This is a genomic window from Mycobacterium sp. smrl_JER01 (assembly GCF_048513595.2).
Lineage (GTDB): Bacteria > Actinomycetota > Actinomycetes > Mycobacteriales > Mycobacteriaceae > Mycobacterium.
Genome location: NZ_JBLXXK020000001.1, coordinates 1,133,632 through 1,149,482 on the forward strand (window position 1 = coordinate 1,133,632; position 15,851 = coordinate 1,149,482).

16 protein-coding genes are annotated in these 15,851 nt (G+C 68.0%); 11 read left to right on the top strand and 5 right to left on the bottom strand.

Features of this window, described 5'->3' with window-relative positions:
- The first annotated feature begins 20 nt into the window (after positions 1-20).
- Complete coding sequence (locus tag ACNUDN_RS05375) at positions 21-878, top strand: mycofactocin-coupled SDR family oxidoreductase (protein ID WP_419120990.1); 858 nt, start codon at positions 21-23, stop codon at positions 876-878.
- Here ACNUDN_RS05375 and rocD read toward each other — a convergent pair.
- The gene (gene rocD / locus ACNUDN_RS05380; RefSeq protein ID WP_419120991.1) at positions 875-2,080 is read right to left on the bottom strand and encodes an ornithine--oxo-acid transaminase; all 1,206 of its coding nucleotides are present in this window, start codon (positions 2,078-2,080) and stop codon (positions 875-877) included. The genes ACNUDN_RS05375 and rocD overlap by 4 nt on opposite strands.
- Before the next feature lie 11 nt (positions 2,081-2,091).
- A complete protein-coding gene (gene ddaH, locus ACNUDN_RS05385) occupies positions 2,092-2,952 on the bottom strand; it encodes a dimethylargininase (protein WP_419125024.1) in 861 nt (286 codons plus the stop codon).
- 119 nt (positions 2,953-3,071) lie between these two features.
- Between ddaH and ACNUDN_RS05390 the strand changes: the two genes are divergently transcribed.
- From ACNUDN_RS05390 to ACNUDN_RS05400, 3 genes are all read left to right on the top strand, one after another.
- Positions 3,072-3,518 carry an Rv2324 family transcriptional regulator gene (locus ACNUDN_RS05390; protein WP_419120992.1) on the top strand — a complete coding sequence of 149 codons (447 nt, stop codon included), beginning with the start codon at positions 3,072-3,074 and terminating at the stop codon, positions 3,516-3,518.
- Between the two features lie 56 nt (positions 3,519-3,574).
- Positions 3,575-4,768, top strand: coding sequence for an NAD(P)/FAD-dependent oxidoreductase (locus ACNUDN_RS05395; RefSeq protein WP_419120993.1), 1,194 nt, complete (start codon positions 3,575-3,577; stop codon positions 4,766-4,768).
- An 89-nt stretch (positions 4,769-4,857) separates the two neighbouring features.
- Positions 4,858-6,372: an HNH endonuclease signature motif containing protein gene (locus ACNUDN_RS05400; protein ID WP_419125025.1), complete on the top strand. Its 1,515-nt coding sequence runs from the start codon at positions 4,858-4,860 to the stop codon at positions 6,370-6,372.
- 492 nt (positions 6,373-6,864) lie between these two features.
- On the opposite strand, the gene ACNUDN_RS05405 is transcribed toward ACNUDN_RS05400, so the two are convergent.
- Genes ACNUDN_RS05405 through mftR form a run of 3 tightly spaced genes read right to left on the bottom strand, consistent with a single transcriptional unit; the run spans position 6,865 to position 9,297 of the window.
- The gene (locus ACNUDN_RS05405; RefSeq protein ID WP_419120994.1) at positions 6,865-8,145 is read right to left on the bottom strand and encodes a VOC family protein; all 1,281 of its coding nucleotides are present in this window, start codon (positions 8,143-8,145) and stop codon (positions 6,865-6,867) included.
- The gene (locus ACNUDN_RS05410; protein WP_419120995.1) at positions 8,142-8,666 is read right to left on the bottom strand and encodes an RNA polymerase sigma factor; all 525 of its coding nucleotides are present in this window, start codon (positions 8,664-8,666) and stop codon (positions 8,142-8,144) included. The genes ACNUDN_RS05405 and ACNUDN_RS05410 overlap by 4 nt, the downstream gene beginning before the upstream one ends.
- Positions 8,667-8,682: 16 nt before the next feature.
- A complete protein-coding gene (gene mftR / locus ACNUDN_RS05415) occupies positions 8,683-9,297 on the bottom strand; it encodes a mycofactocin system transcriptional regulator MftR (protein ID WP_419120996.1) in 615 nt (204 codons plus the stop codon).
- A 104-nt stretch (positions 9,298-9,401) separates the two neighbouring features.
- Here mftR and mftA point away from each other — a divergent pair, with 104 nt between their 5' ends.
- From mftA to mftG, 7 genes are all read left to right on the top strand, one after another.
- Positions 9,402-9,494 (top strand): mycofactocin precursor MftA, encoded by a 93-nt coding sequence (gene mftA, locus ACNUDN_RS05420; RefSeq protein ID WP_419120997.1) that lies wholly within the window; start codon positions 9,402-9,404, stop codon positions 9,492-9,494.
- A 35-nt stretch (positions 9,495-9,529) separates the two neighbouring features.
- Positions 9,530-9,814, top strand: coding sequence for a mycofactocin biosynthesis chaperone MftB (gene mftB, locus ACNUDN_RS05425; RefSeq protein WP_419120998.1), 285 nt, complete (start codon positions 9,530-9,532; stop codon positions 9,812-9,814).
- Positions 9,811-10,998 carry a mycofactocin radical SAM maturase gene (gene mftC / locus ACNUDN_RS05430; RefSeq protein WP_419120999.1) on the top strand — a complete coding sequence of 396 codons (1,188 nt, stop codon included), beginning with the start codon at positions 9,811-9,813 and terminating at the stop codon, positions 10,996-10,998. Before mftB ends, mftC begins: the two co-directional genes overlap by 4 nt.
- Position 10,999: 1 nt before the next feature.
- Positions 11,000-12,175 (top strand): pre-mycofactocin synthase MftD, encoded by a 1,176-nt coding sequence (gene mftD, locus ACNUDN_RS05435; protein WP_419121000.1) that lies wholly within the window; start codon positions 11,000-11,002, stop codon positions 12,173-12,175.
- Positions 12,176-12,277: 102 nt separating this feature from the next.
- Positions 12,278-13,021, top strand: a complete 744-nt coding sequence (gene mftE / locus ACNUDN_RS05440; RefSeq protein ID WP_419121001.1) for a mycofactocin biosynthesis peptidyl-dipeptidase MftE — start codon at positions 12,278-12,280, stop codon at positions 13,019-13,021.
- Positions 13,018-14,430: a mycofactocin biosynthesis glycosyltransferase MftF gene (gene mftF, locus ACNUDN_RS05445; RefSeq protein WP_419121002.1), complete on the top strand. Its 1,413-nt coding sequence runs from the start codon at positions 13,018-13,020 to the stop codon at positions 14,428-14,430. The genes mftE and mftF overlap by 4 nt, the downstream gene beginning before the upstream one ends.
- Complete coding sequence (mftG, locus tag ACNUDN_RS05450; protein ID WP_431959480.1) at positions 14,430-15,842, top strand: mycofactocin dehydrogenase MftG; 1,413 nt, start codon at positions 14,430-14,432, stop codon at positions 15,840-15,842. The genes mftF and mftG overlap by 1 nt, the downstream gene beginning before the upstream one ends.
- Positions 15,843-15,851 lie beyond the last annotated feature (9 nt).

A 15,851-nucleotide genomic window follows, 5' to 3' on the forward strand; every position in this document is an offset into this window, starting at 1 on the left:
CTAGTTCTGCTGTTAGCCTGATGCGCATGTCATCAGGTGCACCACTGGAAGGCCGCGTCGCGCTCATCACCGGAGCCGCCCGGGGGCAGGGCCGCGCACACGCGGTCCGGCTGGCGAGCGATGGCGCCGACATCATCGCGATCGACGTCTGCAAGCCCGTCTCCGAAACGGTCACCTACCCGATGCCGACGCCGGAGGACCTGGCCGAGACGGTGCGGTTGGTCGAGGCCACCGGCCGCAAGGTGCTGGCCCGCGAGGTCGACATCCGCGATCTCGGTGCGCAACAGCAACTGGTGGCCGACGGTATCGAACAGTTCGGCCGGCTCGACATCGTGGTCGCCAACGCCGGCATCCTCAGCTGGGGCCGAATCTGGGAGATGTCCGAGGAGCAATGGGACAGCGTCATCGACGTCAACCTCAACGGCACCTGGCGCACCATCAGGGCCGCGGTGCCCGCGATGATCGAGGCCGGTAACGGTGGTTCCATCGTCATCGTCAGTTCGTCGGCCGGGACGAAGGCCACCCCGGGCAACGCGCACTACTCGGCCTCCAAGCACGGCCTGGTGGCACTGACCAATGCGCTGGCGATCGAGGCCGGGGAGTTCGGGATTAGGGTGAACTCGATCCACCCGTACTCGATCGACACCCCGATGGTCGAGCCCGACGAGATGATGAAGATCTTCGGCAAGTACCCGGCGTTCCTGCACAGCTTCGCGCCGATGCCCTACAAACCCGTTGCGCACGAGGGTAAGCCGGGGCTGCAGGAGTTCATGACCCCCGAAGAGGTGTCCGACGTGGTGGCCTGGCTGGCAAGCGACGGGTCGGCCACGATCTCGGGGTCCCAGATCGCCGTCGACCGCGGCACCGCGAAGTACTAGCCGCCCAGCACTTCTGCGAGCTGGTCGACAGCCCAGTCGATCTCGTCGGCGGTGATGACCAGCGGCGGCGCGAAGCGCAGCGTCGATCCGTGAGTGTCCTTGACCAGGATGCCGCGTTCGGCCAGCTGCAGGCTGACCTGCTTTCCGGTGCCGTGCACGGGGTCGACGTCCACGCCAGCCCACAGGCCCATACCGCGCACCGCCAGCACGCCGCGGCCGATCAGCTGTCGCAGCCGGGTGTGCAGGCCGACGCCGAGTTCGGCGGCGCGGGCCTGGAAGTGGCCGCGGCGCAGGATGTCGACCACGGTGGTCCCGATCGCGGCGGCCAGCGGGTTACCGCCGAACGTCGAACCGTGCTCGCCCGGATGCAGCACGCCGAGGATCTCGCGGTCGGCAACCACCGCCGAGAGCGGGACGACACCGCCGCCGAGAGCTTTGCCCAACAGATAGACGTCGGGCACGACGTCCCAGTGATCGCAGGCGAAGGTGCGGCCGGTGCGGGCCAGGCCGGACTGGATCTCGTCGGCGATCATCAGCACGGTGCGTTCGGTACACAGCGCGCGCACCCGCGGCAGGTAGTCGTCGGGGGGCACGATGATCCCGGCCTCGCCCTGGATCGGTTCGATCAGCACGGCGACGGTGTCGTCGTCTATAGCGCGCGCCAGAGCTTCGGCGTCTCCGAACGGCACCGACCGGAATCCCGGGGTGTACGGGCCGAAGCCGCGGCGTGCGGTCTCGTCGTCGGAGAAGCTGATGATCGTGGTGGTGCGACCGTGAAAGTTGTTCTGTGCGACCACGATATTGGACGCGCTGGGATCTCGGACACCCTTGACGTCGGCGCCCCATTTACGGGCGACCTTGATCGCACTTTCGACGGCCTCGGCGCCGCTGTTCATCGGCAGCACCATGTCCTTGCCGCACAGATCGGCCAGCGCCGCGCAGAATGGGGCGAGCCGATCCGAGTGGAACGCGCGACTGACCAGCGTCACCTTGTCCAGTTGGGCATGTGCGGTGGCGATGATCTCGGGGTTGCGGTGCCCGAAGTTCACCGCCGAATACGCCGCCAGACAGTCGAGGTACCGACGGCCCTCGACGTCGGTGATCCAGGCACCGTCGGCCTCGGCGGCGACGATGGGCAGCGGCGCGTAGTTGTGCGCGACGTGGCGGCTGTCGAGTTCGATGGTGGACTCTGTGGTGCTCATGATGCTCAGCGTCACGGATGAACCTCCAGCGTGCAGCATTTCACCGAGCCGCCGCCTTTGAGCAGCTCGGACAGGTCGACGCCGACCGGGCGGAACCCGGCCGCGCGCAGCTGTCCGGCGAAACCGGTGGCCCCGGCGGGCAGCACCACGTTCAGGCCGTCGGAGACGACGTTGAGGCCGAGCACGTAGGCGTCGGCGCTGCCCACCTCGATGGCGTCGGGGAACAGCTCGGCCAGCACCGTGCGGGAGTGTTCGGCGAAAGCGGGCGGGTAATAGGCGATGGTGCTGTCGTCGAGGACGGCCAGTGCCGTGTCGAGATGGTAGAAGCGGGGGTCGACGAGCTCCAGGCTGACGACGTCCATCCCGACGTGTGCGGCGACTTCGTCGTGGGCGCGCCGGTCGGTTCGGAACCCGTGGCCGGCGAGGATCGTCGCGCCGACGGCGAGGAAGTCGCCCTGACCCTCGTTGACGTGCCGGGTCTGCAGCGGGCGGTAGCCGTTGCGCATCATCCACGCGGCGTAGGCGACCGCCTCTCCGGCGCGTTCGGCATGCGCGAAACGCGCCACCACGGCGTGGCCGTTGATGACGGTGCCGCCGTTGGCGGCGTACACCATGTCGGGTAATCCGGCCAGCGGCTCGACCAGCTCGACACGGTGGCCGAGATCGAGGTAGGTCTGGCGCAGCGCGTGCCATTGGCGTGACGCGAGCCCGCGATCGACCGGCGTGGAGGTGTCCATCCAGGGGTTGATGACGTATTCGACGGCGAAGAACTGCGGGGACGTCATGGCGTAGCGGCGAGGGCGGGCGGCACGGGTTGGGCTGGCGGTGCTCACCGGAACAGCAGCGCTCACCGGAACAGCGGCGATCTCCATCCTCATGAAATCAACGATATGGAGCTGCGCTCACGCAATCAATCGACGAATCTTGCGTGTCTAGTATGGATCTGTTGCGCTCAGGACTGCAGGGCGTTGGTTTGTTGCGTAGGAGGATCATGGACCGGCTGGATGAAACCGATGAGCGCATTCTGGCCGAGCTCGCCGACAATGCTCGCGCCACGTTCGCCGAGATCGGGCAGCAGGTGAGTCTGTCCGCGCCCGCGGTCAAGCGCCGGGTCGATCGCATGCTCGACACCGGTGTCATCAGGGGGTTCACCACGGTGATCGACCGCAGTGCGCTCGGATGGACCACCGAGGCGTTCGTGCAGGTGTTCTGCCACGGCACCATCGCGCCCACCGAGTTGCGCGCGGCCTGGCAGGACATCCCGGAGGTGGTCAGCGCCGCCACGGTCACCGGCACTGCCGACGCGATACTGCGGGTGCTGGCGCGCGATATGCGGCACCTGGAAGAGGCGCTGGAGAGGATCCGTGCCAGCGCCGACATCGAGCGCAGTGAGAGCATCGTCGTGCTGTCGAACATCATCGAGCGTGCTCCGGGCTGAACACCGATCCGTGGGGTGTCGCACACGGGTTCCCGAACATCGTGTAAAAAGCCCACGTGAGCACATCTGAGGTTTCCGGAGGCTCGGCAGGGGTCGTCATCGTCGGCGGTGGGCTGGCCGCGGCCCGCACGGCCGAGCAGTTGCGTCGTTCGGAGTATGCCGGAGCCATCACCATCGTCAGCGACGAGCGCCACCTGCCGTATGACCGGCCGCCGCTGTCCAAAGAGGTGCTGCGCGCCGAGACCGACGATGTGACCCTCAAACCGGCCGAGTTCTACGCCGACAACGACATCACCGTGCTGCTGGACAACGGAGCCAGGTCGATCGACACCGACACCCGGACGCTGACGCTGGCCGACGGCACCGAGCTGAGCTACGACGAGCTGGTGATCGCGACCGGCCTGGTGCCCAAACGGATCCCGTCGTTTCCCGATCTGCCGGGCATTCACGTGCTGCGCAACGTCGACGAGAGCCTCGCCCTGCGGCAGGAATCCGCCGCGGCGCGCCGCGCCGTGGTGGTGGGTGCCGGATTCATCGGTTGCGAGGTGGCCGCCAGCCTGCGCAAGTTGGGTGTCGACGTGGTACTGGTCGAGCCGCAGCCCGCACCGCTGGCATCGGTCCTGGGCACGCAGATCGGCGACCTGGTGACGCGGTTGCACCGCGCCGAGGGGGTCGACGTCCGCTGCGGCGTCGGGGTCTCCGACGTCAAAGGTGACGACCGGGTCCGCACGGTGACCCTGAGCGACGGAACCGAGGTCGACGCCGACCTCGTGATCGTCGGTATCGGGTCGCATCCCGCGACGGAGTGGCTCGGCGGCAGCGGCATCGAGATCGACAACGGTGTGGTCTGTGACGAGGCGGGCCGGACCAACGTCCCACACGTGTGGGCCATCGGTGATGTCGCGTCGTGGCGCGACGACGTCGGTGGTCAAGTGCGCGTGGAACATTGGAGCAACGTCGCCGACCAGGCTCGGGTGCTGGTACCGACGATGCTCGGTCAGCAACCGCCGGCCACGGTGTCGGTGCCGTACTTCTGGAGCGACCAGTACGACGTCAAGATCCAGGCCCTCGGCGAGCCGGAGGCCACCGACACCGTGCACATCGTCGAGGACGACGGACGCAAGTTCCTGGCCTACTACGAGCGCGACGGCGTGGTGGTCGGTGTGGTCGGCGGCGGGTTCCCGGGCAAGGTGATGAAGGTCCGGGCGAAGATCGCCGCCGGCGCGCCGATCGCGGAGTTGCTCGGCTAGTTTCACCTGCTCGTCCCGTGGTCGGGGAACCACCGCCGGCGAGAGATCAGTGCAGCGGCATGTCGGTGCGGCCCGCTAGAATCGAACATATGTTCGATAGATTGCATGCCGGGCTGGATGAGCCGGCCTTGATCGCTGCGATCGAACAGGCTGCGCGCGAGGAAGCCCAGGCCGCGGCGCGCAAGCTGGCCGCGATCGCCGAATTGGTGAATCTGACGGTCGAGGAGGATGACGAACGAGGCATGTGGGCGTTCGACCCGTGGAAGAACGCCGCCTGCCACGTCGGCGCCGCGCTGTCGATCAGCCAGCAGCGCGCCTCTGCCCAGATGTGCATCGCGACGGCGCTACGGCACCGACTGCCGCGGGTTGCTGCCCTGTACGTGCAGGGCAGACTGAGCGCCCGATTGATCTCCGAGATCACCTGGCGCACCCACCTGGTCGCCGACGACGTGATCGCCGTCGTCGATGCGGCCCTGGCCGGCAAGTCGGAGAAGTGGGGGCCGCTGTCCGACGACAAACTGATCACACAGATCGACGCCGAGATCGAGCGCCACGACCCCGACGCGGTACGCCGCGCGAAGGAGAACCTCAAGCAGCGGGATGTGCATATCGGGGCTCATGACGACCCCAATGCGGTCACGTCGCTCTGGGGCCTGCTGCTGCCTCCCGACGCGGCGGCGTACCAGGCCCGGATCGCCAGGCTCGTCAAAGGTCTGTGCGACGCGGATCCGCGGCCGATGGGCGAGCGGCGATCGGATGCGATGGGCGCAATCGGTCGGGGCGAGGACCGCCTGCCCTGCCGCTGCGGGTCTGCGGCGTGCACCGCGAGCGGTCCGGCGAAATCGAATGTCGTGATTCACGTGATTGCCGACGAGGCTGCAGTCGACGCCGCTGCACAGGTGGTCGCCGCCGAGGGCCGTGAAGTGGACGCTGCCGACCCTGAGACCGATTCCCGCGCACAGCACTCCGGGGTCGCACTGCTTCCAGGGGCTCAGGTGCTACCGATCGCGGCGCTGGCAGAAGCCATCCGCTCGGGAGCTCCGATCAAGCCGTTGTGGCGCCCCGGCCCCGATCCTGAACCGCACTATCAGCCCTCGGCCAAGCTGGCCGCGTTCATTCGTGCCCGCGACCTGTTCTGCCGCTTCCCGGGATGCGATGTTCCCGCCGAGCGCTGCGACATCGACCACGTGGTGCCTTACCCGTACGGGCCGACTCACGCGTCGAACATGCACTGCAAGTGCCGGACTCACCACCTGATGAAAACCTTTTGGGGCGGCCCCGACGGCTGGCGAGATGAGCAACTACCCGATGGCACCGTCATCTGGACCACGCCGGCCGGGCAGACCTACACCACGACGCCCGGGAGCCGGCTGTTCTTCCCGACGTGGAACACGACGACCGCGGAACTGCCGCCGATGACCCAACCGCCACCCGCGTCGGGCCGCGACGTCCAGATGCCCAGACGGCAACGCACCCGTGCTGCGGACAGGGCTGCGCGCATCAAGGCCGAGCGTGAAGACAACGCCGCGCAACGCGTCATCGGGCAGCAGCCCCGAGAGCCGCAGCCGCCACCCGATGGCGTCGACGACCCACCACCCTTCTGATATGGGGTGCTGGTTTGTCAAGGGGCAGGGTGAAGCGCCGGCCGTACGGTTGCCGCGGCCGCCGCTTCGTTGACCAGATGGACTGTGTGCGGCGTAGTGGACGCTGGGGCATCGAGGGTAAACACGTTGGAGAACAACGTGTCTCCTCATCAGGGGGACGCGGGTCGCTCGTCTGACGCTTGCCTGCACCGATGGTTCCATCTGGACGTTTGTGGTGCTCATCGGAGCACACCCAACGGGTGTGCAGTCGGCGACTGGCGGCGTGGCTACGTGCACGCACCGCGGGTCAAAGTAGAGATACCGGAGAGCAATGTGCCGAAGGAGGCGTCGAATGCCGACTGCACGGCGCGGTGGCCGAAATGCTGTCGGCGCAGCAGAAGCTTCGCTATCCGGTGGCACGCGCTCATCAGGTCGCCGCGTCAATCACCGCGCGCACGGACGAGGTCGCGTGCGGCTTCCTGCTCCACCGTGAGGCCCCAGCCCCCCTACCAACTAGAGCTCCCCGAGATAGAACCTGGTGCCCTGATCGTCGTTGCACAGCGCGGACTTTCCGTAGGACTGCTGTGACGGCTCCTCGACGACGGTGCCACCCGCGTCCCGCACCCGCGACACGGCTGCCTCGATGTCGTCCACCGTCCACATCGGTACGGTGACGGCCGCCGCGTTGCCGCCCGCGGCGCCCGACATCGGATGGGCACCGACGACACCCCAACCGTCGTCGACTCGGCCCGGCTCGTACGTCCAGAACAGCAGCCTGCCGTAGAACGCCTTGAAGACGCCCGAATCCGGCACCAAATGCGTGATGTACGAGAGTTCTCCGGGCCCACCGCCGTTGAGCAACGGCCGCGGCTCCTGCGGGCCCGGTCGGTACACCCCGAAGTCGACGCCCTGCGGATCGGTCGCGCGCTGCACCGGCCCGAAACCGAGGTCGATCACGTCGCCGATAGCTCCGCCGCCTGCGCGGATGCTGTCCCGCGCGCCGGCGAGATCCGTCACCGCATAGCAGCAGAACAACGTGTGCTGCCCCGGTACCGAGGCAAACCCGATGCGCTGACCGGTGTTCGTCACCATCTGCGTCGCGGGGTCGACCACCCAGCCCAGTACACGACCGTAGAAGTCCGCAGCGCGCCGCGCGTCCGGCGTCCACACCGAGACATACCCGACGTCGCCATGCTGAATCGGAACAGGGACGCCGGTGACCGGACCGGTCAGCATCCAGCGGTGCCCGAACGGGTCGACGAGCGCCGCGTTGCGGGCGCCGTAGTTCTCGTAGGGCTCGCGCTGAACCTGCGCGCCGTGATCTCGGGCCCGGCGCAGCGTCTCGTCGGTAGACGCTACCGTGAGCATCAGGCTCACCGAAACCGACTGTGGTGACGGTGCTTTCAGGCCGATCTCGGGATACTCATCGGCCAGGTAGAGCTTCCCCTCCGGCAACGCCAGCTCGGCATGGCCGATCCGGCCGTCGTCCATCTCGACCGGGTCGCCGACGAGTTGGGCATCGAATACGTCGAGGTACCAGCGGATTGCGGCACGGGCGTCCGCGACGGTCAGATAGGGGACGGCCGCACCTGTCGGGACGGATGTGGTTCGGTTGAGCTCGGCGAGTGCGGTGTCGGTTCCGCTCATGGTCACTCCTTGTGTTCGATCGGGTTGCTGTTCAAAAAAGTTCGCGGCTGATTCGAGCCTGGCCCGCAGTCGGCGCGCGAACTCCGGATCGGGCGCCAGCGGAAGGTCACCGCCGCGCAGCACGTCGAGTGGGTCGTGTCCGTTCACGGCAGTCCTCCTTCCGGCTGTGGGTATTGCGCCCGGAACGCCCGGCGGGCCCGCACCAGCAAGGCCTCTGTCGCGTGGACCGTGCGGCCGATCAACTCGGCACATTCACCCACCGTGCAGTCGTCGAGGTACCGCAACGCCAGCACCGTGCGGTGCTGCTCGGGTAGCCGTGCCAGCACCTGTTCGGCCACGATGCGGTCCAGCTCGGCATCCCAGGTGTCGTCGGGCTCGGTCGGTTCGGGCGGCTCGGCCACCGGCGTCGAGAACCGGTCGTGGCGTCGGCGGTAGTGGTCGGCCAGTTTGTGGCGCGCCACTCCGATCAGCCACGGCACGGTCAGGGCAGGCGGCGACGGTTTCCTGGCGGCATCCATCGCCGCCAGGAAGGTCTCCGACGTCAGGTCTTCGGCCGTCCCGCGGTCACCGCAGCGCCTGACGAAGTAGCCGTAGACCGCCGGCAGGGCCTCGTCGTACAGCGCGAGCAGTGCCCGCGGAGCGTGCTCGCCATCCGGTTCGGCGCTCACATCTCTATCGTCGCCGTCAGGCGCCGAACTCCGACACCCCAGTTTCCACACCGGCCAGACCGGAGGCGAGCATGTCGAACGCGTCGCCCAGCGTGGCAGCCAGTGAGGCTGTCTCGTCGGCCAGCCAATATTCGTACGCCGACAGCGATACGGCCAGCATGGTCCACGCCACCGTCTGGGGCATCAGTTCGCCGGCATCGACCCGCAGCCTGCCGGCCACGAACGCCGCCACCACCGCACGCCAACCGGCGTACATCGTCATCGAATAGGCCTGCAGTGCCTCGGTTTCCAGGATCAGGCGCATGCGCTCGCGGTGCCGGTCGGTGTCGTCGAAGTCGTTGAACGCCAGCAGCGCGGTGCGCAGCGCGTCGCGGATCGGCACGCTCGGGTCGAGTTCGTCCAGCAGTGAGCGCATCCGGTCGAGGTGGGCGTCGAAATCCCCCCACGGCAGCGCGCTCTTGGACGGGTAGTAGCGGAACAGGGTCCGGCGCGCGATCCCGGCGGCGGCCGCGACATCGTCGACGCTGACCTCGTCGAAGCCGTGCTCCATGAACAGATCGATCGCGACATCGCTGAGATGTTCGAAGCTGGTCGATCGGCGGCGGCCGACGCGCGCTTTGGCGGCGCCCATCGGGTTCCCCCTTCCGTTTCTGCACTCGATGCCATATTGTGAGCGACCTACGTCACAAATGTCGAGACCCTACCCGGGGTCCAGTCAGCAGAAAGGCGACATCGATGGATCAGAATCAGCAGGCGGCAACCGAAGAGCTGGTGACCGAAAGCCTGGTCGAGGAAGTCTCGATCGACGGGATGTGCGGGGTCTACTGACCATGAGTGTGCCGACGAGCGCTGGCGCGAGGAGCATGTCCCCGACTGCTTTCGACGCGAACCGACGCTGGCGGTTGCATCCGCAGGTGGCGGTACGGCCCGAACCGTTCGGCGCCCTGCTCTACCACTTCGGCACTCGCAAGTTGTCCTTCCTGAAGAACCGGACGATCGTCGAGGTGATCAATTCGCTGTCCGATCACCCCGACGTTCGGTCCGCCTGCCGCGCCGCGGGTGTCGACGACGACGCCCAGGCGCCCTACCTCCACGCCCTGGGCGTGCTCGTCCAGTCCAAGATGCTTGTCGCGGAAGAGGATCAATGACCGTCACTGCACCCGTGCCCCGGTTGGTCGACCAGTTCGAACAGGGTTTGGACGCGCCGATCTGCCTGACCTGGGAGCTGACCTACGCGTGCAACCTGTCCTGCGTGCACTGCTTGTCCTCGTCGGGCAAGCGTGATCCGCGCGAGCTGTCCACCCAGCAGTGCAAGGACATCATCGACGAGCTCGAGCGCATGCAGGTGTTCTACGTCAACATCGGTGGCGGCGAACCCACGGTACGCAGCGACTTCTGGGAGCTGGTCGACTACGCGACCGAACACCACGTCGGCGTGAAGTTCTCCACCAACGGCGTCCGGATCACCCCCGAGGTGGCCGCCAAGCTGGCGGCCAGTGACTATGTCGACGTACAGATCTCGCTCGACGGCGCCACGGCCGAGGTCAACGACGCGGTGCGCGGCCCCGGTTCGTTCGCGATGGCCGTACGGGCGTTGGAAAATCTCAAGGACGCCGGTTTCGCCGACGCCAAGATCTCGGTGGTGGTGACCCGCCACAACATCGATCAGCTCGATGATTTCAAGGCCCTCGCCGACACCTATGGCGCCACACTGCGCATCACCCGGCTGCGCCCCTCGGGCCGCGGCGCCGATGTATGGGACGAACTGCACCCCACCCCGGCCCAGCAGGTCCAGCTCTACGACTGGCTGGTCGCCCACGGCGAGCGGGTGCTCACCGGCGATTCGTTCTTCCACCTGTCGGGGCTCGGGGAGCCGGGCGCGCTGGCCGGGCTGAACCTGTGCGGTGCCGGCCGGGTGGTCTGCCTGATCGACCCGGTCGGAGACGTCTACGCCTGTCCGTTCGCCATCCACGACAAGTTCCTGGCCGGAAATGTGTTGCGCGACGGTGGTTTCGACAACGTCTGGAAGCACTCGGAACTGTTCCGGGAACTGCGTGAGCCGCAGTCGGCCGGTGCCTGCGGCGGATGTGCGCACTACGACGCGTGTCGTGGCGGCTGTATGGCCGCCAAGTTCTTCACCGGGCTGCCGATGGACGGCCCCGACCCCGAGTGTGTGCAGGGCTACGGCGAGCCGGCGCTGGCCCTGGAACGCGACAAACCCAAGTCCAGCGTGGACCATTCCCGTGCCGGCGGACGTAAGCCCAAGGGGCCCATCCCGCTCACCCTGCTCAGCGCTCCACCCAAGAAGTTCTGCAACGAGAGTCCGGTCTGACATGGCCCGTGATACCTGGTTCGAAACCGTCGCCATCGCCCAGCAGCGGGCCAAGAAGCGGCTGCCGAAGTCGGCGTACTCGTCGCTGATCTCGGCCAGTGAGAAGGGCGTGACGGTCTCCGACAATGTGGAGTCCTTCTCGCAGCTCGGCTTCGCGCCGCACGTCATCGGCGCCACCGAGAAGCGTGAGATGTCGACAACGGTGATGGGGCAAGACATTTCGCTGCCCGTCATCATCTCGCCGACCGGCGTGCAAGCCGTCGACCCCGACGGTGAGGTGGCGGTGGCGCGGGCGGCCGCCGCACGCGGCACCGCGATGGGTCTGTCGTCGTTCGCGAGCAAGCCCATGGAGGACGTCACCGCGGTCAACGACAAGATCTTCTTCCAGATCTACTGGCTGGGCAGCCGCGACGACATCCTGGCGCGGATGGAGCGGGCCCGGGCGGCCGGCGCCAAGGGCTTGATCCTGACCACCGATTGGAGCTTCGCGCACGGTCGGGACTGGGGCAGCCCCAAGATCCCGGAGCGGATGGACCTCAAGACCATGGTGCGGATGTCCCCCGAGGTCATCACCAAGCCACGGTGGTTCTTCAGCTTCGCCAAGCACCTGCGGCCACCGGACCTGCGGGTTCCGAACCAGGGCCGGCGCGGCGAAGCCGGTCCGACGTTCTTCGAGGCGTACGGGCAGTGGATGGGTACCCCACCGCCGACCTGGGAGGATGTCGCGTGGTTGCGCGAGCAGTGGGGCGGGCCGTTCCTGCTGAAGGGAACGGTTCGGGTCGACGACGCCAAACGTGCTGTCGACGCCGGTGTTTCGGCCATCACGGTGTCCAACCACGGAGGGAACAACCTGGACGGCACCCCGGCCGCGATCCGCTGCCTACCTGCCATCGCCGACGCGGTCGGGGACCAGATCGAGGTTTTGCTGGACGGCGGAATCCGACGGGGCAGCGACGTGGTGAAGGCGGTTGCTATGGGTGCCCGTGCGGTGATGATCGGTCGCGCCTACCTGTGGGGTCTGGCGGCCAACGGGCAGGCCGGGGTGGAGAACGTGCTCGACATCATGCGCAGTGGTGTCGACTCGGCGCTGATGGCCCTTGGAAAATCCTCGATCCACGAGTTGACCCGCGAGGACATCCTCATCCCGGACGGCTTCACCCGCACCCTCGGAGTCTGATACGGACGTGGCGCAGGGGGCTGGCGTGAATGCGCGGCCGCCCCGCCGCGCGGCCGCCGGAAATCAATTGCTACGCATGCACCAACATTCAGCGCACGGCAGGTGAATTCGGCCTACCATCGTCGCGTGGTCTTCCCCCGTGAGCTCGGGAACTCAACGTCGAGGCAGCTGCACGAAATGTCTCCCACGCTGGTCGTCCCGGTTGGTTCCACCGAGCAGCACGGTCCCCACCTGCCGCTGGACACCGACACCCGCATCGCGTCGGCGGTCGCCGACGCGCTCGTGGATCGGCTGCGGGCCCGCGACGAGTCCGGGTGGTCGGTCGCACCCGCCGTCGGGTACGGAGCCAGCGGTGAGCACGAGGGCTTCGCGGGCACGATTTCAATTGGCACACCGGTACTGGCGGAACTTCTGACCGAGTTCGGCCGGTCCGCCGCGCGCTGGGCTGCGCGGCTGGTCTTCGTCAACGGTCACGGGGGCAATGTCGAGGCGCTCCGGCGCGCCGTTTCGCTGCTGCGCTACGAGGGGCGTGACGCCGCGTGGTGCTCCTGTTCGTCCCAGGGCGCCGACGCTCACGCCGGGCACACCGAAACTTCTGTATTGCTACATATTTCGCCAGGTGTGGTGAGGCAGGATCAGCGGGTACCGGGTAACAGTGCGCCGTTGGCCGAGCTACTGCCGGAGATGCTGCGTGGGGGAGTGTCGGCCGTGAGTTCGCTGGGGATCTTGGGGGACCCCACCACGGCGACCGCGGAAGACGGGAGGAGGATCTTTGCCGAGATGGTCGATGGGTGCGCGGCCCGGATCGTTCGCTGGACGCCTGACCCGGGGGGGATGCTGACATGACGGGGCCACGGCTTCCGGACGGTTTCGCCGTCCAGGTCGACCGCCGCGTGCGGGTGCTCGGCGAGGGCGCCGCCCTGCTCGGCGGGTCGCCGACGCGGCTGCTGCGGCTGGCGCCCGCCGCGCAGACCATGCTCAACGGCGGCCGACTGGAGGTGCACGACGCGGTGAGCGCCCAGCTGGCGCGCACGCTGCTCGATGCCACCGTCGCCCATCCGCGCCCGCTGTCGGGTCCGTCGCACCGCGACGTCACCGTCGTCGTCCCGGTCCGCGACAATCTCGTCGGCCTCTCCAGACTGCTTGCCGCGCTTCGCGGTCTGCGCGTCGTCATCGTCGACGACGGTTCGAGGGTGCCGGTCACCGCTTCCGACCTCGCCGACACACACTGCGACGTCCGGGTGCTGCGCAACGACAGGAGCAAGGGGCCGGCCGCTGCCCGCAACGCCGGGCTGGCGGTCTGCGACACCGACCTGGTCGCGTTCCTGGACTCCGATGTGGTGCCGCGCAAGGGCTGGTTGGAGGCCTTGCTCGGCCATTTCTGCGATCCGGCCGTGGCGCTGGTGGCGCCACGGATCGTCGCACTGCATCAGTCCGACAGCGCGGTGGCCCGCTACGAGGCGGTGCGCTCCTCGCTGGACCTGGGGCTGCGGGAAGCCCCGGTGGTCCCGTTCGGAACGGTGTCCTATGTGCCCAGCGCCGCGATCATCTGCCGGCGTAGTGCGCTGATCGAGGTGGGCGGGTTCGATGAGTCGCTGGTCTCGGGGGAGGACGTCGATCTGTGCTGGCGCCTCAACGAGGCGGGTGCACGGCTGCGCTACGAGCCCATCGCGCTGGTGGCCCACGACCACCGCACAGAGCTGCGAAAGTGGTTCGCGCGCAAAGCCTTCTACGGCGGCTCGGCCGCCCCGCTGACCATTCGGCATCCGGGTAAGACCGCCCCACTGGTGATCTCGGGTTGGACCCTGGTGGTCTGGATGCTGGTGGCGATCGGCTCCGGCGTCGGCTACTTGGCGTCGGTCGCGGTCGCCGCGATCACCGGCCGGCGGATCGCGAAATCGCTGGCTAGCGTGCAGACCGAGCCGATGGAGGTGGCCGTGGTGGCCGCGCACGGGCTGTGGTCGGCCGCGCTGCAACTGGCTTCGGCGATCTGTCGGCATTACTGGCCGATCGCCCTGGTCGCCGCCGTGCTCTCGCGACGCTGCCGCCGGGTGGTGGTGGTCGCCGCGGTGCTCGACGGGGTATTCGACTGGGTCACCCGCAACGGCAACGGCGACCAGGACGGCAAGCGGGTCGGGCTGCTGACCTACCTGCTGCTCAAGCGGCTCGACGACATCGCCTACGGGCTGGGGCTGTGGACCGGCGTGGTTCGCGAGCGGCACGCCGGCGCTTTGAAACCCCAGATCCGGACGTAGTGCCCGATATCCTCGTCGTCGGCGCCGGAAGCGCGGGATCTGTCCTGGCGGAACGGCTTTCCGCAGACAGTGACTGCCAGGTCACGGTCGTCGAGGCGGGTCCCGGACCGTTCGACCCGCGGGTGGGGACGCAGATCAGCGACGGGCTCCGGCTACCGATCGGGGTGGCGAGCTCGGTGGTCCGGCGCTATCCGACGACACTGACCGACCGGCCCAGGCGCAGCGCCCTGATCATGCGGGGCGCGGTGGTGGGCGGGTCGGGCGCGGTCAACGGCGGCTACTTCTGCCGGGCGCTGCCGTCGGATTTCGACCGGTGGGGCGTCGAGGGCTGGTCGTGGGACGACGTGCTGCCGCACTTCCTGGCGATCGAGAACGATCTTGATTTCCACACCGCGCTGCACGGCTCGACCGGGCCGATCACCGTCCGGAGGGTGGCCGAATTCGACGGTTGCACAGCCGCGTTCGTGGATTCCTGCCGCGAGGCCGGCTTCGGTTGGATCGATGATCTCAACGGATCGACGCCGCACCGCACGTTGCCGGCCGGAGTGGGAGCGGTTCCGCTGAACATCGAGCGTGGCACCAGAGTGGGCCCGGGCGGCGCCTTCCTGCAACCGGCCCTGGGACGCCCCAACCTGAGGCTGCGCACCGACACCAGTGTGCGCCGGCTGCGGTTCTCGGCCGGACGCGTGGTCGCGGTGGACTGCCTGGGTCCCGACGGGGCGGTGACGCTGACCGCGGATCGGATCGTGCTCTGCGCCGGCGCGATCGCCTCCGCCCAGCTCTTGATGGTGTCGGGCGTAGGCCCGCGGCGGGTGCTGGGCGCAGCCGGGGTGGACATGGTTCTTGATCTACCGGTCGGCGTCGACACCGTCGACCACCCGGAGTGGGTGCTGCCGGTGAGCTGGCCGCCGTCGCACGGGGTGCCACCGCTGGAGGCGGTGCTCACCACGCAGGACGGGCTTGAGATCCGGCCCTACACCACGGGATTCGGCGCGATGATGACCGGGCGGCGCGATGACCCGACCGATCAACCGCATCTGGGCGTCACGCTCATGCAGCCGCGCTCGCGGGGCCGGGTGGCGATCAGCTCGGCCGATCCCGATGCCGACCCAATCGTGCAGTACCGCTACGACAGTGCGCCCGCCGATGTCGAGCTGTTGCGGTCGGGAACCCGACTCGCCCACGAATTAGCTGGTGCCACAGTGCAATCCGAGGCTTCATGGGCGACGTCGCAGCATCTGTGCGGTACCGCGAAGATGGGCGAGGTCGTCGACGCGAGATGCCGGGTCTACGGCGTGCAGAACCTGTGGGTGGTGGACGGGTCGATCCTGCCCGGCATCCCCAGCCGCGGGCCGCACGCCACGATCGTGATGGCCGGTCACCGCGCCGCGGAGTTCGTCGCCGCCGGCTGAGCGTCCGGC